Below are 20,104 nucleotides of genomic sequence, written 5' to 3' on the forward strand. Positions count from 1 at the left end.
GTCTGGGTGCCGGTCACTTCGCGATGTAGCCGCCGTCGATGTAGAGCTCGAGGCCGGTGACGAACGACGCGTCGTCGCTGACGAGGTAGGCGACGCCGGCCGCGATCTCCTCCGGCCGTCCGAGGCGTCCCATCGGGGTCAGGTCGAGCATGACCTGCTCGAAAGGCGTGCCGCGGGCCGTGTCGAGGATCGGGGTGTCGATGAAGCCGGGGTGGATCGAGTTGACCCGCACGCCCTCGGTGGCCCAGTGCAGGGCGACGTTCTTCGTCAGGGTCCGCACCGCGCCCTTGGCCGCGTGGTAGGCGGGTGAGGTGCCGAAGCCGCCGCTCGTGCCGAAGATCGAGCTGATGTTGACGACGGACCCGTGACCGGAGGCCTTGAGGTGGGGCGCGGCGGTCTTCATGCCGAGGAAGACCCCCGTCTGGTCGATCGCGATGGTGCGCTGCCAGTCCTCGAGGCTGGTCTCCTCGATCGTGGCGAGGTCACCCATGCCGGCGTTGTTGACGACGATGTCGAGCCCGCCGAACTCCTCGACCGCCTTGGCCACCGCGGCCTCCCAGTCCGCCTCGCTCGCGACGTCGTGCCTGAGGAAGTCGACCTTGGCGCCCGCGGCCCGGAGCTCCTCGGTGGTCGTGGCGCCCAGGGACTCGTTGACGTCGGTCAGCAGGACCGCCGCGCCCTCGTCGGCGAGGCGTCGTGCCGTGGCCTTGCCGATACCGCTCGCCGCGCCCGTCACGAGCGCCACCCGTCCTTCGAGCCTCTCCATGGTGATCACTCCAGTTCAGTTGTGGGGCAAGGCTTTTGCGTCCATCTCCAGTCTCCACCCTGGGCTCGCGGAGCGCGGTCCCTTTGGTCCCCTATCTCCCGGACGTGACGCACCAGACACGGGGCCGACACACCTGCACATCACGGACATCCGGGCTGCCCGGCACCCGACTCAGGGTCGGTCGGGGTCGATCTCGGGGTCGACCCCGGTTGCGACGGGAGGCCTCCGGGTATGACTGTGGAAGCAGTGAGCCCGACGTGGGTCGGGCCCAGTGCGAGATGAGGAGACACCGTGTCTTTCGGTGAGCAGCTGAAGCACAAGGCGGACGAGGTCCACTTCCAGGAGAAGGCCAAGGACTTCGGTGACGCTGTCGTCGAGATGGCCAAGGCCGTCATGTCGGCCGCAGCCGGCTACGCCCAGCAGAACCGGGGCAAGGTCGACGCGACGCTCGACAAGGCCGAGGCCAAGATCGGCGAGAAGACCGGCGCCAAGCACGCCGACACCGTGACCAAGGTTCGTGCCTCGGTCGACAAGGGCATCGACAAGCTCGTCGAGCAACACGACAAGGCGGCACCTCCCACCCCCGCCGCCTCCGCCGTGCCCGACGACAAGCACAGTGCCTTCGACGAGGACACCCCCGCCGGCAACCCCACCTGAGCCGGCACCCCTGAAGAGCCGTATGCCGTTGCGACCCCCCTCGGCGGCATACGGCTCTTCTCCTGCCCTGCCGCCGGCGTCCGGGCATGCTGGGAGCGACACCCGGTCCGCCGGACGTTCGCCCACCCCCTGGAGGTCACCATGACGCAGCAGCCCGACCAGACCCCGGCCGCACCCCGCGAGATCCCGGCGGGCTGGTATCCCGACCCCGAGGGCAAGCCGCAGTCACGCTACTGGGACGGGGACTCGTGGACGGACCAGATGGGGCCGCTACTGCCGGAGCCGGCACAGGCTGCGCCGTCGCTCGCGGCTGCCTTCGTCCCGGTCAGCGTCGACGCCCAAGGGCTCCCGGTCAGCGACCGGTCGAGGCTCGCCGCCGCCCTGCTCTGCTTCTTCGTCGGGGTGCTGGGCGTGCACCGCTTCTACGTCGGCAAGGTCGGCACCGGCATCCTGCAGCTGCTGACGGTCGGCGGCCTCGGCATCTGGGCCCTCGTCGACCTCATCCTCATCCTCGTGGGCTCCTTCCGTGACAAGCAGGAGCGGCTGCTCATCAACTGGTGACGCTCCACTGCGCGAATCCTGTTTCAGGTCAAGCGAATTGATGATGCAACAAACTGCGCCCGTTTTGCCCGCGTAGGGCTGCGTTTCGTCTAGGTACATCGACTCAACCCGTCGCTGAGGCGTATCTGCCAGCGTGCTTCTCCTTCTGAGGTCTCGACAGTTCGACCTCAAGGAGCAACCACCATGTCCCAGCTCGTCATCGACCACCTCGACCAGCAGACCGGCCGTCCGGCCTCGTCCCGCGCGAACGACACGACCACTGCACCGGGCCTGCGCCGACACGTGACCCGGATGGCCACGTCCGCCGTCGACCGCCTCCAGGCGTTCCTCGTCGCCTACAGCCTCCAGGCCCTGCGGATCTGCCTCGGGCTGGTCTTCCTCGGCTTCGGTGTCATCAAGTTCGTGCCGGGCCTCAGCCCGGCCGAGGCCATCGCCTCGGCGACCATCGACCGGCTCACCTTCGGGCTCGTCTCGGGTCACACGGCCGTGCTGCTCACGGCCGTCACTGAGACGGTCATCGGCCTGACGCTCGTCACCGGCAAGTTCCTGCGCGTCGGCATCGTCGTCCTCGGCGGCGCCCTCATCGGGATCATGTCGCCGCTCGCGCTCTTCACGGCCGAGCTCTTCCCGCACGGCCCGACCCTCCTGGGCCAGTACGTCCTCAAGGACATCGTCCTCGCCGCGTCGGCCCTCGTCGTCGCCGCGTACGCCCTCGGCGCCCGGCTGCACACCGGCTCCGACGACTGACCGGAACCCCTCCCGGCGAGCCACCGCTGGGTGCACCCTGAGAGTGACGGGGCACCCAGCGGTGCCACGCCGTCCGGTCACCCCACCGTCCAGACCACCGACAAGGAGCCAGCAGATGACCGCCCTGACCGCGACGCCCGCACCACACCCACACCTCGTCGACGTCCCGTCCGACTACCGACCGCACGTGCGCGGCCGCCGCGGCGACCCGCACCGCTTCCCGGCCGCGACCTACCTGTGCCGCAGCGTCGCCCGTGAGGAGCGAGCCATCGCCCAGGAGTCGCTGAGCGCGGTCGACCGCACCGCCTCGCGGCGCATCAGCGGACTCGGCACCGTCGTGGCACTGCTCTTCGCGGCCGCCCTCTTCCTCCTCGCCACCGGGCGGGCCGAGACCGGTACCGGCGTCATCGCCCTTGCCGGCCTCGGCGCCCTGGCCGTCGTCACGATCGTCGCGCTCGTCGCGGTGCTCCGCAGCCACGAGCGCGAGCACGACATCCTCGCCGAGCGGGTCCGGATGTACGACGCCCGCCTGCTCGAGCTCCGTCCGCGACGCTGACCACCCGGGAACCGCGCTACGAGCACCCGACCCGGGCACACGGCATACGCCATCCCGCCCGCCCCGGGGGGACCGGGACCATCCCAGACATACTGACCGCATGACCGAACACGTGACGATCACGACCGATGCCGGCGACATGCCCGCGCACCTCTGGCTCCCGCCGACCGGTCACGGGCCCGGGATCGTCGTGCTGCAGGAGATCTTCGGCGTCAGCGACTACATCCAGCGGCGCGCCGCCCAGCTCGCCGAGCACGGCTACGTCGTCGTCGCGCCCGAGATCTTCTGGCGCCTCGGCGTGACCTCGCCCGTCGAGGGCGACGACGCGCTGCAGCAGGGCATGGGTCTCGTGCAGCACCTCGACTGGGACGCCGCCGTCAGCGACGCGGCCACGACGGTGGAGTGGCTTCGCGGCCGCGACGAGGTCACCGCCGGTGTCGGCGCGGTCGGCTTCTGCTTCGGTGGCGGGCTCGGCTACGCCACCGCCGCGCACCTCGAGTCCGGTGACGCCGGAGACACCACGCCCCTGGACGCGCTCGTCAGCTACTACGGGTCGGCGCTGCCCGGCCTGCACGACACCCTGACGGTGACGGCGCCGAGCCTGCACCACTTCGGGCTCGCCGACTCCTTCATCGACACCGAGACGGTGCGGCGGATCGAGGCCTCGGTGACCGAGCAGCCCGCCACCGTGTTCGAGACGTATGCCGGCGCCGACCACGCGTTCGACAACGACGACATGCCGTGGCACGACCCCGCCTCCTCGACGCTCGCCTGGGCGACCACGGTCGAGTTCCTGCGCGAGCAGCTGCCCGTCTCCTGAGGTCGCAGATTTTCTCAGCGGGACGTGTCGAGTCTGCTCCCGTCCGTTCGACGCAGGAGCGGGCCGGCAGTCACGCCGTCAGCCACCGACCAGCGCCGAGCACCCATCACACCAGGAGCACCTCATGACGCAGTTCCTTCTCTCCGTCCACCACCGTGAGGGCGACGCCATGCCCTCCACCGACGAGATGCAGCAGATGTATGCCTCCGTCGACGCCTTCAACCAGAAGCTGCAGGCGACCGGTGCGTGGGTCGTCGCCGGCGGCCTCACCGACGTCAGCCAGGCCAAGGTCGTCGACGCCTCGGCGGGGGCCACGGCGGTCACCGACGGACCGTTCAGCGAGGCGCGCGAGTGGCTCGGCGGCTTCTGGATCATCGAGGCCGCAGACCTCGACGCCGCCCTCGCCCTGGCCCGGGAGGGCTCGGCGGCCTGCCACGGACCGGTCGAGGTGCGGGCCCTGCAGGGAGAATGACCGGGCGACTGGTGCATTTCGTGTCGTGACGGGAGTGTCTCCCCGTCACGACACCCCCGGGCACCGGGAGGGCACGACCCGCAACGGGTATGGCCCGGAGGGCTGTTCCTGCAGTGCCGACCGTTACTGCTGAGGAGAGAGCCCGTGGAGCTGCACAGGGTCGAGGCCGTGGCGCCCGGCCTCGCCGCGCGGATTGCGGGCGCCGAACCGGCGAGCGCACGCACGTTCGCGTTCCGCGTCGCCCGCCTCGCGTGCGCGGTGGCGGGGGTCCACGACGCCAATGCCCTCGAGGTCGCGCGCGGTGGCCTGGAGCGCTACCCCGAGATCGCCGAGCTGGTCCAGCTGTGGGACCTCGAGCGCGAGCTCGACGCCGCATGTGACGACCGGCTCGAGGCTGCGACGGTCGCGCGCTCGCTCCAGGAGCTGCAGCAGCCCTCGGAGTGCGTCGAGGCGCGCGCCGTCGGCGCGGTCATCGCCGCCCTGACCCCGGACGCGCGCGAGGCGGCCCGGGGCGCGACGTACGAGGCGCTCACGGCCGGCTGCGACGGCAGGGCCCTCGAGGCCCTCGCCGACGAGCTCTTCTGACACCTCGAGCGAGCGCTCAGCCCCACTCGAGCGAGCGCTCAGCCCCACTCGAGCGAGCGCTCAGCCCCACCCCGTCTCGCGTTCTGCGCCCATGACGACTGAGCCGCCGCGCCCAGCGGTAGGCGGGCTCGCGGAGCGCGACGACCCAGGCCGGCGCGGTCGTGCCCTCGAGCTCGTCGACGACCGGGTCGAAGCGCAGGGCTGAGTCGAAACGCTCCTGCCGCAGCTGGAGCAGTCCCACCACGTCCCAGGCGCCGCGGTCCACGGCGACGGCCAGCTCGAACTCCTGCGGCGCCGGCTCGTCGTCGACCGGTTGCACGAGCAACGCCATCGTGTGCCCCCCAGCTCTCGTCGGCAGGAGCGTGGTCAAGGGCCGACCGGCGGCACGACGCACGGGACGCAGGAGGTGACGCGTCACGCGCCCCGTGCCCGTGGTGGCGAAGAGCAGGTCTGCCGGCCGGCCGGCGGTCCCTGCACCGGGCAGGCGCAGCGCCAGACCGCCGATGTCCCACCAGCCCTCGGGGGTGCCGACCGCCCGCGAGACTCGAACGGTGCACGGGTGCACGCCGCGGTCCCGCAGCAGCGGCACCCCGAGGCGGGTCTGCGGCGCGTCGATGCGCAGGTCCGCGGCCCAGGTGCGACCAACCGCGTGCAGCGGTTTGCGTCCGGTGGCCAGGGCGACGAGACCGAGTCCTGCGGCCAGCGCGACTCCGAAGGCCCGAGCCGGTGGTGTGGGCAGGCGCGGGGACGCCGGCGTCGAAGTGGGGATGGTGCTCACCCCCTCCACCTACCCATCGGTCGGCGAGCCAGCCCTCCCAGACATCCAGGCGGAGGCGCAGCGCTCACTCGTGTGGGGCGGGGCGCTCGCTCGACGCCGTGGGGGTCACAGACGGGTGGTCATGGCGGGCGGGAGGTCGGCGGGGTCGGCCGTGGGCCAGGCGATCGGGTCGGGACCGAGGGACTCCAGCTCCGCCACCTGCTCGCGGCACCAGGTGGACACCGCGCGAGCACCGGAGAGGACGTCCGCGGCGAACGACACCCACGGCACCCACCGGGCCTCCTCGACCTCGCCCGGGTCGGGGCGGGGCCCCGGCGTCGTCCCTCCAACGCGTCCGGTGAGCACCGGGCACAGCTCCCACTCGACGACGCCGTCCATCTCGGCACGGTAGGAGAAGCGCGGCAGGACGAGGCGCAGGTCGTGCACGTCGAGGCCGAGCTCGTCCCGCGCACGCCGGCCGACGGCGTCCTCGACGGGCTCGCCGGGCGCCGGGTGGCCGCACGCCGAGTTGGTCCAGACGCCCGGGAAGGTGGCCTTCGCGAGCGCACGCTGGGTCACGAGGAGCGAGCCGGTGTCGTCGAAGAGGTAGACCGAGAAGGCGAGGTGGAGCGGGGTGTCGGCGTGGTGCACCGTCGCCTTGGGCGCCGTGCCGATGGCCTCGCCGGCGGCAGAGACGAGGACGACGAGCTCCTCCTCCACGGCCGGCTTCATCGCGGTCATCGGCCCGGCCTCGCGAGCTCGTTGACCGCACCGCGGAAGACCGGCGGCAGCGTGGCGGCGGCCGGCACGAGCAGCCGTCGGGTCCACGACGGCCGCGTCACCTGGACGAGCGTGTGGGTCAGCAGCGAGTAGCGCCGGGTGGCGGCGCGCCACGACCGCTCGTAGGACTGCGGGTCGTCCGCGGAGATGGCCAGGACCGCTGCCCGCGCGTGGGCGAGGCCGAGCGAGATCCCCTCCCCGGTCAGGGCATCCACGTAGCCGCTCGCGTCACCGGCGAGCAGGACCCGGCCCGCGACGCGGTGCGTCGTCCGCTGCCGCAGCGGTCCGGCGCCGCGCACCGACGTGACGACCGGCGCGCCCTCGAGCCGTTCGCGCAGCTGAGGGAACTCGGCGAGGCTGTCCGACAGGGGGTTTCGCTGCCTGCTGAGCACCGCCACGCCGACGAGGTCGTCGGCGACGGGAGTCACGTAGGCCTCGCCGTGGGTGCCCCAGTGCACCTCGACGTGATCACCCCAGGGTCGTATGCGGTGGTGCTGGCGCAGCCCGTAGCGGCGCAGCGGGCGCGCCTCGACCGCACGTCCGACGGTGTGGTCGCGGTCGAGCCCGAGGGCGCGGCGCGTGGGCGAGTGCAGTCCGTCGGCCGCGACGACCCACGGGGCGACGAGGGTCGGCCCGGCGTTGCCGGACTCCTCGGTGCGCACGGTCACGAGATCGTCGTCCTGCGTCACCTCGGCGGCGCCGAACGGCAGCACCTCGATGCCGGCGGCCCTCACCGCTGCGCTCAGCGCGTCGTGGAGGGTCGTGCGCCGCACGCCCCGGCCGAGCCCTGCGGTGAAGTCGGCCTGGGCGCACCGCCCTCGGGCGACGTAACGGATGCCGCGCAGGTCGTGACCGGGCGGGTCGACGCCGAGGTCGGTGAGCGCCTGGAGCCCGCCGGGCATGAGCCCCTCGCCACAGGCCTTGTCGATGGTCCCGGCCCGCGGCTCGAGGACGACGGGAGACAGACCCGAGCAGACGGCATACAAGGCCGTGGCGAGCCCGACGGGGCCCCCGCCGATGACGATGACGTCGGCACTCATGTGGCGACTTCGCTGGACGCGTTTGCGGGAGAGGCGATCTCACGCAAGGCGGCGTTCTCGACCCGGATGCGGACGGCGAGCAAGAGGGCGTTGGCGACGGTGAAGACGAGCGCCGTCACCCAGGCCGTGTGCACGAGCGGGAGGGCGAGACCCTCGACGACGACGGCGACGTAGTTCGGGTGGGGGACGACGCCGTAGGGACCACGGCGCACGAGGGAGAGTCCGGGCACGACTATGACGCGGGTGTTCCACTGGTTGCCCAGGGTGCTGATGCACCACCAGCGCAGCGCCTGGCTCGCGACGACGAGGGCGAGCATGACCCAGCCGAGGGCGGGCACGAAGGGCCGGTCGGCCAGCCACACCTCCGCGACGGCGCCCACGAGCAGCCCGGTGTGGAGCACGACCATGACCGGGTAGTGCGACTGGCCTCGCTCCACCCCGCCGCGCGAGAACGCCCATGCCGCATGCCGTTTCGAGACGACGAGCTCGGCGAGCCGCTCGATCCCGACAAGCAGGACGAGACCGGTGAAGAGCCACTGCGAGATCATCGGCGCCTCAGTCGGCCGCGCGGAGCAGGACGAGCTCGAGGCAGAAGCCAGGGCCCATGGCCAGCAGGACGCCCCACGAGCCGGGCTCGGGCGTGTGGTCGGCAAGGGTGTCGGCGAGGACGTGCAGCACCGACGCGGAGCTGAGGTTGCCGATCCGGTCGAGGGAGCGCCACGTGACGCCGAGCGCCTCACGGTCGACCTCGAGCGCCTCCTCCATCGCCTCGAGCACCTTCGGGCCGCCGGGGTGCGCGACCCACCAGCCGATGTCGGAACGGGTCAGGCCCTGGCTCACGAGGAAGCGGTCGACGTCGTCACGGACGTTCTCGCGCACGAGGTCGGGCACCTCTGCGCCGAGGACGATGCGCAGCCCGGTCGCGCCGACGTCCCAGCCCATGGCGCGCTCGGTCTCGGGGTAGAGGCGGCTCCGGGTGGCGACGACGCGGGGCTGGTCCGGCGCGAGGGCTGCGGCACGGTTCGCGCCGACCATGACGACCGCGGCGGCGCCGTCCCCGAAGAGGCCACTGGCGACGAGGTTCGCGACCGAGCGGTCGTCGCGCTGGACGGTCAGGCTGCACAGCTCGACCGAGAGCAGCACGGCGACGTCGTCCGGGTGGCCGAGAAGGTAGTCGTGGACGCGAGCCACACCGGCGGCACCGGCGACGCAGCCGAGCCCGACGAGCGGGACGCGCTTCACGTCGTCCCGGAGCCCGATCTCGGCTGCGACCCGGGCCTCGATCGAGGGGACGGCGAGGCCGGTGATCGTCGTCGACATGATGAGATCGACGTCCCGCGGAGTGAGACCGGCGGCTGCGAGCGCCTTGGTCACGGCATGTGCGCCGAGCTCGGTGGCGACGCGGATGAACTCGTCGTTCGCCGCACCGAAGTCCTCGAGCTCCCAGTAGCGCTCCAGCGGCAGCGCGAGGTGCCGCTGACTGACGCCGGCGTTGGCGTGGAAGCGCTCCAGCAGCGCCCGGTCGGACCCGACCGAGCCGAGCACGTCGGCGAAGGCAGCCGTGACGTCGGCCTGCGCGTAGGTGTGCTCGGGCAGGACGCCGCGGACGGCCGCAAGGTGGCTCACCGCGCCAGCCTAGGCGGCGCGGCTCGGAACATGGGTGGAGGTTGGACAGAGTCGGGCGCAGGCGGTCACGGGTCCTGCGTACCCGCGGGCCCCTAGGCTCAGCGCGTGGCGGTCGGTCGGACGGTTCGGGGGCTGGCGCTCGCCTGCCATCCCGGGCCCACCGTGGCGGTCACCGCCCTGACCGCGCTCCTCGCCTGGTCGGCCGGGCACACGCTGGGTCGCGGGGCGCTCGTGACCACCGCCGTGCTGACCGGCCAGCTGTCGATCGGCTGGTCCAACGACCTGCTCGACGCGCGTCGCGACCGTGCCGTGGGGCGTACCGACAAGCCCCTGGCTGCCGGTGACCTGACGGAGTCCGTCGTCCGGACCGCGTGCGGCGCCGCGCTCGCCGTGTGCGTCGTGCTCTCCCTGGCGTGCGGCTGGGCATCCGGTCTCGTCCACCTGCTGCTCGGGGTCGCGTCCGGCTGGGCCTACAACCTCTGGTTCAAGCGCACCCCACTCTCCCCGCTGCCGTATGCCGTCGCCTTCGGCGCGCTGCCCGCTGTCGTCACGCTCGCCCTCCCCTCCCCCACGTGGCCACCGGCCTGGGTGCTCGTCACGGGCGCCCTGCTCGGCGTCGGAGCGCACCTGCTCAACGCGCTGCCCGACCTGGCCGACGACGAGGCCACGGGCGTACGCGGGCTGCCGCACCGCCTCGGGGCGCGGGTGGTCCGGTGGCTGGCGCCCGCGGTGCTGCTCGCAGGGTCGGTCGTCGCGGCATACGGCCCCGGGCTCGACGGCACCGGGCTGGGACTGCTCGCTGCGTGCGTCGCCCTCGCGGTGGTCGCCGTCGTGGGGCGCGGGCGGCTGCCGTTCGTGGCGGCCGTGCTCATCGCGCTCGCGAACGTCGTCAGCCTCGTCGCGCGGAGCTGACGCCTGCCGACGTCAGTCGGTCGGGGTGATCCGCACGACGACGCGGTTGCTGTTGCCGCGGCGCACGACCCACTCGATGGCCATGAAGATGCGGAACTCGACGCCGTACTTGCGCGAGAGCCGGCGGTTCACGGCCTCGGACGCGGCGGAGTCGGTGATGATCTCGGCGCGACCCTCGACGACCGGGGCGCCATCCTCGACGTTGCCACGACGGTCGCACGGCGCGAGCGTGACCCGAGGGTCGTTGCGCAGCCGCTTGAGCTTGCCGGCGCCCTCAGGCGTGCTGACGATGGCCGCACCGGCGTCGGGCAGCACCCACACCGGGGTCTGCACCGGCTCGCCGGAGCGGCGGTAGGTCGTCAGCAGCACGAAGCGTTCGCCGCCGAGGTTGTGGAGGGTTGGCGCCTGGGTCATGGCGGGGACATACCCGTTGACCGTTCATCGACCTCGCTTTCCTCGGCGTCTGGGCTCAGACGCCGAGCGCCACCTCCACGACGTAGGCATCGTGGTCGGACAGGTGCCGTCCGTCCTCCTCCATGGAGACGCGTTCGGCAGGGTGAACCACTCTCGCCCTGGACGGAACCGCGAGGTGGTCGATCGTGCCGTGTCCGTCGAGTCGGTGCGCCAGCCCCGTCGTGAGGATGGTGAGCCCGAGCCCGGTCGCTGCATCGAGGATCGCCTCACGGCCAGCCCGGCTGCCGGCATGCTCTGGCCCTTCGACCGCGTGGTTCCAGTCACCGCCCCAGACCGTTCTGTCCACGGGAAGGACGGATGTCAGGTCGCCGAGGGCGTATGCCGTCCGCTCGGCGGTGCTCGACCCGCGCCATGGGTGGTCCCCTCCGCTGGTGCGCCACGGCAGGACGCTGCTGCAGAAGGTGACCCCGCCGACGGCCACCGCTGCGCTCGCCGGGTGGGGGTCCGGCAAGGGACACGGGTCCAGCTCTTCGCGTGCAGCCACAGCAGCCCAGCGCCGTCCCGGGGCCATCGAACCGGCCGTCGTGTGCATGGCGTAGCCGTCGAGTGTCGCCGCGGTCGGGACCTCTGTGAGGAGCCAGATGTCGCAGTCCTGTCGGCCCAACGCCCTGACCTGCGCGGGAGTCCATCGGCCTTCGAGGTTCCACGTCCCGATTCGCATGGGCTGACCGTAGCCACAGGAGACGGGGAGCGTCGTCCCTTCAGCGAGGGCGGGTGGGATCCGCTGTTGGCTTGCCCGTCCCCTGTGCCTTGGGTCGCCAGGTGACTCACGCGGGGCGGCTCCGTGGTGCGACGGGCCCACGAGCATCCGCTGGGTCACGTCAGGACGCGATGCACAGTGCGCGCCACACGTCGTGCGTCGGACCCCGTGGCTACGATCGGCGGGTGAGCGCCAAGCCCGTCGTCGTCGCAGCGCCCAGTCCATCGAGCCCGTCCGGGGTGCGGGAGGTGCGTGTCTCGAGCCCCGACCGAGTGCTGTGGCCGGCGGCGGGGATGGCCGACGGCCGGCCCGTCACCAAGCTCGACATGGCGCACTATCTCGTCGCGGTCGCCGACCCGATGCTGCGGGCACTCGGCGACCGGCCGGTGACCCTCCAGCGCTTCCCGGAGGGCATCGAGGGCGAGGAGTTCTTCTCCAAGAACCCGCCCAAGGGCGTTCCGGAGGGCACGCGAACGGTGATGTGCACCTATCCGTCGGGGCGCAAGCACCCGCAGCTCGTCATCGACGAGATCGCCGACGCCGTGTGGGCGGCGCAGATGAACACCATCACCTTCCACCCGTGGCCGGTCCGCACGGCCGACGTCGACAAGCCCGACGAGCTGCGCATCGACCTCGACCCGCAGCCGGGCCGGGGCTTCAAGGACGCCGTCGAGGCGGCCGTCGCCCTGCGCGAGGTGATGGCCGAGATCGGGCTGACCGCCTGGGCCAAGACCTCGGGCAACCGTGGTGTGCACGTCTACGCGAGGGTCGCGCCGACGCACGAGTTCCTCGACGTGCGGCACGGCGTCATCGGCATCGCGCGCGAGCTCGAGCGACGACTCCCCGACCTCGTCACGACCTCGTGGTGGAAGGAGGAGCGGGGCGAGAAGATCTTCGTCGACTTCAACCAGGCCTGCCGCGACCGCACCATCGCCTCTGCCTACTCACCGCGACCCCTGCCGGGTGCGCCCGTGTCGACGCCGGTCACGTGGGACGAGCTCGGGTCCGTCGACCCGAAGGAGCTCACGGTGCGCACGGTGCCGGAGCTCGTGGCGTCGCGGGGCGACGCCTGGGCCGGCATCGACGACGCGGTCGGCGACGTAGCGGCCGCGATCGCGTTGTGGGACAAGGACGTCGAGCGCGGTCTCGGAGAGCTGAACTTCCCGCCGGACTACCCGAAGATGCCCGGCGAGCCGCCGCGCGTCCAGCCGAGCAAGCGACGCACCGACAAGGCCGACGCTGAGTACATGGCGCCCAAGGCCGAGCGGGACGCCGACCTGCGCACGACATGGGGTATGCCGGTCGTCCCTCCCGTGTCCCCGATGCTCGCCAAGCCGGTCAAGGACGTCACGGCCGTCAAGGTCGACGTGCTCTACGAGCCGAAGTGGGACGGCTTCCGCTCGATCATCTTCCGGTCCGGCGACCTCGTCGAGATCGGGTCGCGCAACGAGAAGCCCATGACGCGCTACTTCCCCGACGTCGTGGAGGCGGTGCTCGCCAACTTCCCCGAGAAGTGCGTCATCGACGGCGAGATCGTCCTCGTCTCGCCCGAGTCCGGGGACCGGCTCGACTTCGACCTGCTCCAGCAGCGCATCCACCCGGCGGCGTCCCGCGTCAAGAAGCTCGCCGCCGAGACGCCGGCCTCGTTCGTCGCCTTCGACCTGCTGGCGCTCGGAGAGGAGTCCTACCTGGACAAGCCCTTCTCCGAGCGGCGCGCAGCGCTGGAGAAGGCGCTCGCCGCCGCCGAGGCCCCCATCCACCTGACGGCTGCCACGGCCGACCGCGACGTCGCGAAGGGCTGGTTCACCAAGTTCGAGGGCGCCGGCCTCGACGGGGTCATCGCCAAGCCGGTCGACGTCGCCTACGAGCCCGACAAGCGCCTGATGTTCAAGATCAAGCACGAGCGCACCGCGGACTGCGTCGTGGCGGGCTACCGCGTGCACAAGAGCGGCCCCGACGCGATCGGCTCGCTGCTCCTCGGCCTCTACGGCGAGGACGGGCAGCTCGCCTCGGTCGGGGTCATCGGCGCCTTCCCCATGGCACGGCGTCGGGAGCTCTTCGAGGAGCTCCAGCCGCTCGTGGCCGAGTGGGACGAACACCCCTGGAACTGGGCCGCTCCCGCAGAGGAGGCGGGCGGCGTACGTACTCCACGCTCGTCGGAGTTCTCCCGCTGGAACAACCAGAAGGACCTCTCGTTCGTGCCGCTGCGACCCGAGCGGGTCGTCGAGGTGCGCTACGACCACATGGAGGGTGCCCGCTTCCGGCACACGGCCCAGTTCGTCCGGTGGCGCGAGGACCGCACGCCCGAGTCGTGCACGTTCGAGCAGCTCGACGAGCCCGTCAGCTACGACCTTGCCGACGTGCTGTCCGCCGGTTCCGACTGACCCTCGGCATCGGGCCGTCGGCGGCGGGCTGTCAGTGCCAGACCCTCAGTGACGCGTCTGGCGGGGGCGGCGGTCGTGGTGGCGGTCCGCGGCTTCGCGCAGCTGCGAGACGACCTTGGCCTCGGCGTCGTTGAGGGCGGCCTTGGTGTCGCCCAGGTTCGAGACGCCGATGACGGTCGGCAGGCCACTGATGCACACCTCGACAGAGGTGTGCATGCCCGGCTGCCCGCGGTCCTTGACCCGGAGGCCGATGTGCACCATCGACGGGTCGAAGCGCTCCAGCTGGGTGAACAGCTGGGTCAGTGCGTGCTCGATGAAGGGGAGGTCGTCCTCGTGGTACCCGTCCTCGAGGCGGACCCGCTCCATGTACAGGCTGGACGTGCTCATGCCGAGCTCCTTTGCCGCGTGGACGCCGTTCTCGACGTCCGACTCGAGTCTATCGATCGCCCTCGGCGCCAAGCCGTTCCGCGGCTATGAAAGTGGTCACCCCCGCCCGTAGGTGACCTATCGGTCGCTGTGCCCCGAGCGCCGCACGTGCCGCCTCACCGAGCCGTCCGCGACGAGGGCGGCACCGGCCCGGTGGACTCGGGCCAGGACCACCTGGTCGGCGGCGGGACCGCCGGGACCGAACTCGAGGAGCACCAGTCGGGGACGCTCGACGAAGTGCCCCGGCACGGGACCCTCGGGCCCGATCACCTCGTCGTCGGGCTCCTCGCTCCACGACACCGCGAGGTGGACGCGCCCGTGGCTGCTCGCGACGACGGCGCTCGCGTCCACGCAGGCCTGTTCGACCAGCACGATCTCGCGCCCCATGCCATCGATGGCCATGCCCGGTGACACCACGAGGTCGTCGCCCTGCACGGTGACCTCGAAACCGGAGACGACGCCCTCGCCGTGCAGCACCCGGTTGTGCAGCCACGTGCGCTCCCGCGCGTACTGCTGCTCGGCAGCAAGGTCGCCCGCGCTGAGCAGGCGCCCCTCGAAGTAGTTCACCCTCCGGCGTGGTGCCCCCGGCAGCGTCATGGCTGGCTCCTTGTCGTGGTCGCAGCCCCATTGTCGTCCGAAACTGTCACGTCGACAGGCACTCGGAGGACGATGGCGGCATGGACGTCTGGCCGGACCTCGGGTCGCTGATCACCGGCTTCCGGACGTCGGCAGCCATCAGCGTGGCCGCCGAGCTCGGGATCAGCGACGAGCTCGCTGCGGGTCCGCTGTCCCTCGCGGAGCTCGCCGCACGGGTGGGCGCGGACGAGGACACGCTCGGCCGGCTCATGCGGGTCCTCACCGAGCTCGGGTTGTATGCCGTGTCGCCCGAGGGCGCTTGTGCTGCAACGCCGCTCGGGGCCGAGTTGCGCTCGGACGTGGCCGGGTCCCTGCGTCCGCTGGCCCGCACGCTCCAGGACCCAGCGACGTGGGCGGCCTGGGGGCACCTGCTCCACAGCGTGCGCACGGGCGAGACCGCGTTCGAGGCCCTGCACGGCGTCGACGTGTGGAACTACCGGGCCGACCACCCGCAGGCCGGCGACGTCTTCAACGACAACATGACGGCGCTGACGTCGCGGGTGGCCGCTGCGGTGGCTCGCGCGTACGACTTCGACGGCCTCCGGTCGGTCGTCGACGTCGGGGGTGGCCACGGGGTGCTGCTCGAGGCCGTCCTGACGCGGCACGCGCATCTGCAGGGCGCCGTGTTCGACCTGCCACAGGGCATCCCGGACGGCCCGCCCGCGAGCGCGAGCGAGTCCGTCGCGTCGCGGTGGTCGGTCGTGCCGGGGAGCTTCTTCGAGTCGGTCCCGCCTGCCGACGCGTACCTCTTGAAGAAGGTCCTGCACGACTGGTCAGACGAGAAGTGCGTCGAGATCCTGAGCACGTGCCGTCGCTCGCTCGAGCCGGGAGGGGTCGTGCTCGTCGTGGAGCTGGTGCTCGACCGACCGGGGCACGAGCTCGAGGCCGCGCTGTCGGACCTCAACATGCTGGTGCTTCCCGGAGGGCGTGAACGCACGGTGGCGCAGTTCGACGAATTGTTCACCGCCGCCGGCTTCGAGCCCGCGCGAGTGGTCGACACGGACGCCGACGTCGTGATCCTCGAGGCCCACGCGGCTCGCTGAGCAGGAGTGGGCACTCGAGGCCGATGTCAGAGCAGGTCGGTCAGCTCGGTCCTCGCGGCCTCGCGAACGGCGGTGAGCGCGTCGACGGCGGTGCGCGCACCTCGTGCGGCGACGGCGATCGCCTGGCACTCGGCCACGGAGTGCAGCGAGAGCGCCAGCCGCACGACGGGCACCTTGCTCGGCGCCATCGACAGGGACGATACGCCGAGCCCGACGAGCACGAGCGCGAGCAGCGGGTCGCCGGCCGACTCTCCGCACACACCGATCGGCCGGTCGGCGCGGGCGGCGCCCTCGCAGGCCAGCCCGACGACGTCGAGCACGCCCGGCTGCCACGGGTCGAGCAGGTCGGACAGCGCGCCCTGCATGCGGTCGGCGGCCATCGTGTACTGCGCGAGGTCGTTGGTGCCGAGCGAGCCGAAGTCGACCTCACCCAGGACGTCGTGCGCTCGCAGGGCGGCCCCCGGCACCTCGATCATGACGCCGGCCTTGGGCAGCCCGTTCTCGCGGACGCGCCGCGCGAACCACGCCGCCTCCTCGGCCGTCGCGACCATGGGCGCCATGACGCGCACGTCGGCTCCCGTCTCGCGGGCGGCGATGGCGAGCGCCTCGAGCTGGGCGTCGAGCAGGTCGGGGCGCTCGGCCGACAGGCGCAGGCCGCGGCGCCCGAGGGCCGGGTTCTCCTCCGGCCCGAGGTCGGCGAACTTCAGCGGCTTGTCGGCCCCCGCGTCGAGGGTGCGCACGACGACGCGCCGCCCCTCGAACGGCGCGAAGACGCCGCGGTAGATCTCGGTCTGCTCCTCGACGGTCGGCGCCTTGGTCGCGGAGAGGTAGACGAACTCCGTGCGGAAGAGCCCGACCCCCTCGAGGTCCTGGGCGCCAGCGTCGACCGCGTCCTCGACGCCGCCGATGTTGGCGAGCAGCGCGACCTCGACGCCGTCAGACGTCCGTCCCGGGCCGGAGAGGTGCGACAGCGCCTCGGCCCGGCGGGCGGCCCGCTCCCGCTGGGCGGTGACGAGCTCCATGTCGGGGGCGATCGTCACCTCGCCGGTGTCCCCGTCGAGCGCCACGGGCGTGCCGGGCGCGATCTCCATGGCGTCGGCGAGCTGCACGACGGCCGGGATCCCCATCTGGGCGGCGAGGATCGCGGTGTGGCTCGTGCGGCCGCCGGTCTCGGTGATGATGCCGACGACGAGCCGCCGGTCGAGCGTCGCCGTCTCGGCGGGCGCGAGGTCCTCGGCCACGATGACGCTCGGCTCGGAGAACGAGGGCACGCCCGGAGCCGGGACCCCGAGCACCGCTGCGACGGCTCGTGACCCGACGTCCCGCAGGTCGGCCACCCGCTCGGCGAAGTAGCCGCCGAGCGCCTCGAACTGCGCGGTATACGTCTCCACGGCGTTGGCGATGGAGTGCGCCCGGCCGTGGCCGGCGGCGAGCTCCTTGGCGGCCGCCTTGACCAGGCCCTTGTCGCGCGCGATGAGGGCGGTCGCCTTGAGGATCTGCTGGGCCGTGTCCTCGACCCGCGTCGCCCGCTCCTCGAGCGAGACGGCGACCGACTCGAAGGCCGCGCGCACGTCGGCGAGCGCGGCCTCCTCGTCGTCGACGGCTCCCTCGTCGGCCGGCGGCCGGACCGGCGGTGCGACCTGCACCACCGGCCCGTATGCCGTGCCCGGGCTGACACCGATGCCGTGCCGGGTCTCCGGCTGGGCGTGGGTCTCCGAGTCGGCCATGGTCGTTACTCCGCGTCGAGGTCGCGCGACAGGAGCGCGACGAGCGAGTCGAGCGTCTCGTCGGCGCCGTCGCCGTCGGCCGTCAGGACGACCTCCTCGCCGTACTTGGCTCCGAGGGCCATGACGCCGAGGATGCTCGTGGCGTCGACCGGGTCCTCGCCGGGCTTGGCGATCTCGACGTCGAGGCCGGAGGCGCTGGCTGCCTCGACGAAGAGGGCGGCCGGGCGGGCGTGCAGGCCCACCGAGGAGGCGATGGTGACGGTGCGGGTTGCCATGGGACGTGCTCCTTCGTTGGAAACGGGTAGTCGTGCTGTCGGTGAGGATCAGACGGCGATCGCGATCACGCCCTGATCAGACCGTAGCGGTCGCCTCGACCTGCGCAAGGTTCCCTTCGCGGGAGCGCAGCGCGATGAAGATGACGGTCATGACCGCCACGCCGGCGAGAAGGGCGAGGATGAAGAGCGCGAAGTTGCCGATGAGCGGCAGCACCCAGATGCCTCCGTGCGGGGCCCGCAGCGTCGCCCCGAACAGCATGACCAGGGCGCCGGTGACAGCGGAGCCGACGACCGAGCTGGCGATGACGCGGACCGGGTCAGCGGCCGCGAACGGGATCGCGCCCTCGGAGATGAACGACAGGCCCAGCAGCCAGGCAGCTTTGCCGTTCTCGCGCTCGGGCTCGGAGAACAGCTTCGGTCGCAGGGTGGTGGCGAGAGCCATGGACAGCGGGGCGACCATGCCGGCCGCCATGACGGCGGCCATGATCTTCAGCTGAGGTGCGTCGGTGGCGGCGCCGGCCGCGGCGAGACCGGTGGTGGCGAAGGCGTAGGCGACCTTGTTGACCGGTCCGCCGAGGTCGAAGCCCATCATGGCGCCGAGGATGATGCCGAGGATGATCGCGCTGGCGCCGGTCATGCCCGTCAGCCAGCTGTTGAGGGCGTCGGTGAGGCCCTTGATGGGGCGGCCGAGCACGGTGATGAACAAGCCGATGGTGATGAGCGAGCTCACGAGCGGGATGACGACCACCGGCATGACGCCTCGGACCCCCTTGGCGACGTTCCAGCCGGAGACCCACCGGGCGACGAAGCCACCGAGCAGGCCGGTGACGAGGCCGCCGAGGAAGCCGGCTCCCATGGTCGCGGCGACCGCGCCACCGACGATGCCGGGCACGAGGCCGGGGCGGTCGGCGATCGCGAAGGCGATGAAGCCGGAGAGGATCGGCACGAGGAAGCCGAAGGCCGCGCCACCGATGACGAAGAGCAGCGCCGCCCACGAGGTGAGGCTGGTGACGCTGAAGGTCTCCGCGATGTTGAGCGGGTCGCCGGGCTTGAGGTTGTACTTGACGATCTCGATGGCGCCGTTGGAGCCCATCGCGACCTGGGCGAGCATGAACGACAGGGCGATGAGGATCCCGCCGGCCGCGACGAACGGGATCATGTAGGAGACACCGGTCATGAGCCACTGGCGGATCTTGGTGCCCGTGCTCGCGCCCTCCTCGACCTTGGAGACGAGCCCACCGGAGGCGACGGCCATGCCGGCGCCCGCGACGGCGGCCGCGCGCTTGGCCGGGTCGGCGTCCCACTCGGCGACGAGCTGCTCCGCCTGGGAGACCAGCGCCGGGCCGTCGGAGATGCCCTTCTTGACGGCGACGTCGACCAGCGGCTTGCCCGCGAAGCGGCCGACGTCCTTGACGGGCAGGTCGTGGGCGAAGATGACGGCGTCGGCCGCGGCGATCACGTCGGCGCCGAGCGGCTTGGAGCCCGCCGAGCCCTGCGTCTCGACGACCATCGTGTGACCCGCGGCCTTGGCGGCGTTCTCGAGACCCTCGGCCGCCATGTAGGTGTGGGCGATCCCGGTGGGGCACGAGGTGACGCCGACGAGCTTGAGGCTGCGCCTGGCGGCCGGGGCCGGGGCCGCGGCTCCCGTGCGGTCTGCGCCGGCGGCGGTGGCGGCGCCGGCAGGCTGGTCGAGGGCGACCTCGGCGCTGACGATCCGGACGACCTCGGCCTCCGTCGTCGCGGCGGCGAGCGCGGCCTTGAAGTCCTTCTTCATGAGGGCGCGGGCGAGCTTGGGCAGCATCTGCATGTGCGCGTCGCCACCACCCTCGGGCGCCGCGATGAGGAAGACGAGGGTGGCCGGGCCGTCCTTGGCTCCCCAGTCGATGCCCTCGGTGCGCCCGAAGACGAGTGACGGCTCGGTGATGGCGGCGCTGCGGGCGTGCGGGATGCCGATGCCGCCGGGCAGGCCGGTCGCCATCGTCTCCTCGCGCTTGCGCACGTCGTCGAGGAACGTCTCGAGGTCGGTGCACCGACCGGAGGCGACGAGCCGCTCGCCGAGCCTCCGGGTCGCCTCGTGGCGATCGGCACCGGTGAGGTCGAGGACGACCTGGTCTTCGGTGATCAGGGACATTGCATTTCCTTTCGGGACGATCTGGGCGA

Annotated in this window: 23 protein-coding genes; 10 read left to right on the top strand and 13 right to left on the bottom strand. The window is 72.0% G+C overall.

All coding sequences use genetic code 11. The annotated features are described in order from the left end of the window. Positions 1–13: 13 nt before the first annotated feature. Positions 14–766 (bottom strand): SDR family NAD(P)-dependent oxidoreductase, encoded by a 753-nt coding sequence (locus ABD831_RS04130; protein WP_344941916.1) that lies wholly within the window; start codon positions 764–766, stop codon positions 14–16. 291 nt (positions 767–1,057) lie between these two features. On the opposite strand from ABD831_RS04130, the gene ABD831_RS04135 reads away from it, so the two are divergent. From ABD831_RS04135 to ABD831_RS04165, 7 genes are all read left to right on the top strand, one after another. Continuing rightward, positions 1,058–1,423, top strand: a complete 366-nt coding sequence (locus ABD831_RS04135) for an Rv0909 family putative TA system antitoxin (RefSeq protein ID WP_142175830.1) — start codon at positions 1,058–1,060, stop codon at positions 1,421–1,423. Between the two features lie 141 nt (positions 1,424–1,564). After that, positions 1,565–1,984: an NINE protein gene (locus tag ABD831_RS04140; RefSeq protein ID WP_344941922.1), complete on the top strand. Its 420-nt coding sequence runs from the start codon at positions 1,565–1,567 to the stop codon at positions 1,982–1,984. Between the two features lie 183 nt (positions 1,985–2,167). Next, positions 2,168–2,731, top strand: coding sequence for a DoxX family membrane protein (locus ABD831_RS04145; RefSeq protein ID WP_344941925.1), 564 nt, complete (start codon positions 2,168–2,170; stop codon positions 2,729–2,731). Between the two features lie 115 nt (positions 2,732–2,846). Next, a complete protein-coding gene (locus ABD831_RS04150) occupies positions 2,847–3,287 on the top strand; it encodes a hypothetical protein (RefSeq protein WP_344941928.1) in 441 nt (146 codons plus the stop codon). Positions 3,288–3,387: 100 nt separating this feature from the next. Beyond that, entirely contained in the window at positions 3,388–4,107 is a 720-nt protein-coding gene (locus ABD831_RS04155; RefSeq protein WP_344941931.1) for a dienelactone hydrolase family protein, read from the top strand. A 124-nt stretch (positions 4,108–4,231) separates the two neighbouring features. Next, positions 4,232–4,579, top strand: a complete 348-nt coding sequence (locus tag ABD831_RS04160) for a YciI family protein (RefSeq protein WP_344941934.1) — start codon at positions 4,232–4,234, stop codon at positions 4,577–4,579. Positions 4,580–4,723: 144 nt separating this feature from the next. Next, positions 4,724–5,164, top strand: coding sequence for a hypothetical protein (locus tag ABD831_RS04165; protein WP_344941937.1), 441 nt, complete (start codon positions 4,724–4,726; stop codon positions 5,162–5,164). A gap of 16 nt (positions 5,165–5,180) precedes the next feature. On the opposite strand, the gene ABD831_RS04170 is transcribed toward ABD831_RS04165, so the two are convergent. From ABD831_RS04170 to ABD831_RS04190, 5 genes are all read right to left on the bottom strand, one after another. Beyond that, on the bottom strand, positions 5,181–5,942 hold the full coding sequence (locus ABD831_RS04170; RefSeq protein WP_344941940.1) for a phosphodiesterase: 762 nt from the start codon (positions 5,940–5,942) through the stop codon (positions 5,181–5,183). Positions 5,943–6,047: 105 nt separating this feature from the next. Then, entirely contained in the window at positions 6,048–6,662 is a 615-nt protein-coding gene (gene idi, locus ABD831_RS04175) for an isopentenyl-diphosphate Delta-isomerase (RefSeq protein ID WP_344941943.1), read from the bottom strand. Further along, positions 6,659–7,741: an NAD(P)/FAD-dependent oxidoreductase gene (locus ABD831_RS04180; RefSeq protein ID WP_344941946.1), complete on the bottom strand. Its 1,083-nt coding sequence runs from the start codon at positions 7,739–7,741 to the stop codon at positions 6,659–6,661. Before ABD831_RS04180 ends, idi begins: the two co-directional genes overlap by 4 nt. Further along, positions 7,738–8,289 (bottom strand): isoprenylcysteine carboxyl methyltransferase family protein, encoded by a 552-nt coding sequence (locus ABD831_RS04185; RefSeq protein ID WP_344941948.1) that lies wholly within the window; start codon positions 8,287–8,289, stop codon positions 7,738–7,740. Before ABD831_RS04185 ends, ABD831_RS04180 begins: the two co-directional genes overlap by 4 nt. Before the next feature lie 7 nt (positions 8,290–8,296). After that, the gene (locus ABD831_RS04190) at positions 8,297–9,367 is read right to left on the bottom strand and encodes a type III polyketide synthase (protein ID WP_344941951.1); all 1,071 of its coding nucleotides are present in this window, start codon (positions 9,365–9,367) and stop codon (positions 8,297–8,299) included. A 105-nt stretch (positions 9,368–9,472) separates the two neighbouring features. Between ABD831_RS04190 and ABD831_RS04195 the strand changes: the two genes are divergently transcribed. Next, complete coding sequence (locus tag ABD831_RS04195; RefSeq protein ID WP_344941954.1) at positions 9,473–10,279, top strand: UbiA family prenyltransferase; 807 nt, start codon at positions 9,473–9,475, stop codon at positions 10,277–10,279. Between the two features lie 12 nt (positions 10,280–10,291). On the opposite strand, the gene ABD831_RS04200 is transcribed toward ABD831_RS04195, so the two are convergent. Both ABD831_RS04200 and ABD831_RS04205 read right to left on the bottom strand, forming a co-directional pair. Continuing rightward, positions 10,292–10,693 carry a PPOX class F420-dependent oxidoreductase gene (locus ABD831_RS04200; protein WP_344941957.1) on the bottom strand — a complete coding sequence of 134 codons (402 nt, stop codon included), beginning with the start codon at positions 10,691–10,693 and terminating at the stop codon, positions 10,292–10,294. Positions 10,694–10,748: 55 nt separating this feature from the next. After that, positions 10,749–11,414 (bottom strand): endonuclease/exonuclease/phosphatase family protein, encoded by a 666-nt coding sequence (locus ABD831_RS04205; protein ID WP_344941960.1) that lies wholly within the window; start codon positions 11,412–11,414, stop codon positions 10,749–10,751. Between the two features lie 224 nt (positions 11,415–11,638). Between ABD831_RS04205 and ABD831_RS04210 the strand changes: the two genes are divergently transcribed. Beyond that, complete coding sequence (locus ABD831_RS04210; RefSeq protein ID WP_344941963.1) at positions 11,639–13,837, top strand: ATP-dependent DNA ligase; 2,199 nt, start codon at positions 11,639–11,641, stop codon at positions 13,835–13,837. Between the two features lie 45 nt (positions 13,838–13,882). Here the strand turns inward: ABD831_RS04210 and ABD831_RS04215 are convergent, their stop codons facing one another. Beyond that, complete coding sequence (locus ABD831_RS04215; protein WP_142175804.1) at positions 13,883–14,224, bottom strand: hypothetical protein; 342 nt, start codon at positions 14,222–14,224, stop codon at positions 13,883–13,885. Positions 14,225–14,341: 117 nt separating this feature from the next. Next, positions 14,342–14,860 carry a hypothetical protein gene (locus ABD831_RS04220; protein WP_344941968.1) on the bottom strand — a complete coding sequence of 173 codons (519 nt, stop codon included), beginning with the start codon at positions 14,858–14,860 and terminating at the stop codon, positions 14,342–14,344. An 80-nt stretch (positions 14,861–14,940) separates the two neighbouring features. Here ABD831_RS04220 and ABD831_RS04225 point away from each other — a divergent pair, with 80 nt between their 5' ends. Then, on the top strand, positions 14,941–15,942 hold the full coding sequence (locus ABD831_RS04225) for a methyltransferase (protein WP_344941971.1): 1,002 nt from the start codon (positions 14,941–14,943) through the stop codon (positions 15,940–15,942). Positions 15,943–15,968: 26 nt separating this feature from the next. On the opposite strand, the gene ptsP is transcribed toward ABD831_RS04225, so the two are convergent. The 3 genes from ptsP to ABD831_RS04240 form a co-directional block, all read right to left on the bottom strand. Next, the gene (ptsP, locus tag ABD831_RS04230) at positions 15,969–17,669 is read right to left on the bottom strand and encodes a phosphoenolpyruvate--protein phosphotransferase (RefSeq protein ID WP_344941974.1); all 1,701 of its coding nucleotides are present in this window, start codon (positions 17,667–17,669) and stop codon (positions 15,969–15,971) included. A gap of 5 nt (positions 17,670–17,674) precedes the next feature. After that, positions 17,675–17,944 carry an HPr family phosphocarrier protein gene (locus tag ABD831_RS04235; protein ID WP_142175786.1) on the bottom strand — a complete coding sequence of 90 codons (270 nt, stop codon included), beginning with the start codon at positions 17,942–17,944 and terminating at the stop codon, positions 17,675–17,677. 76 nt (positions 17,945–18,020) lie between these two features. Then, positions 18,021–20,075: a PTS fructose transporter subunit IIABC gene (locus ABD831_RS04240; protein WP_344941978.1), complete on the bottom strand. Its 2,055-nt coding sequence runs from the start codon at positions 20,073–20,075 to the stop codon at positions 18,021–18,023. Positions 20,076–20,104 lie beyond the last annotated feature (29 nt).

It is taken from the genome of Terrabacter ginsenosidimutans (assembly GCF_039539425.1).
In the GTDB taxonomy this organism is placed as follows: Bacteria; Actinomycetota; Actinomycetes; order Actinomycetales; family Dermatophilaceae; genus Terrabacter; species Terrabacter ginsenosidimutans.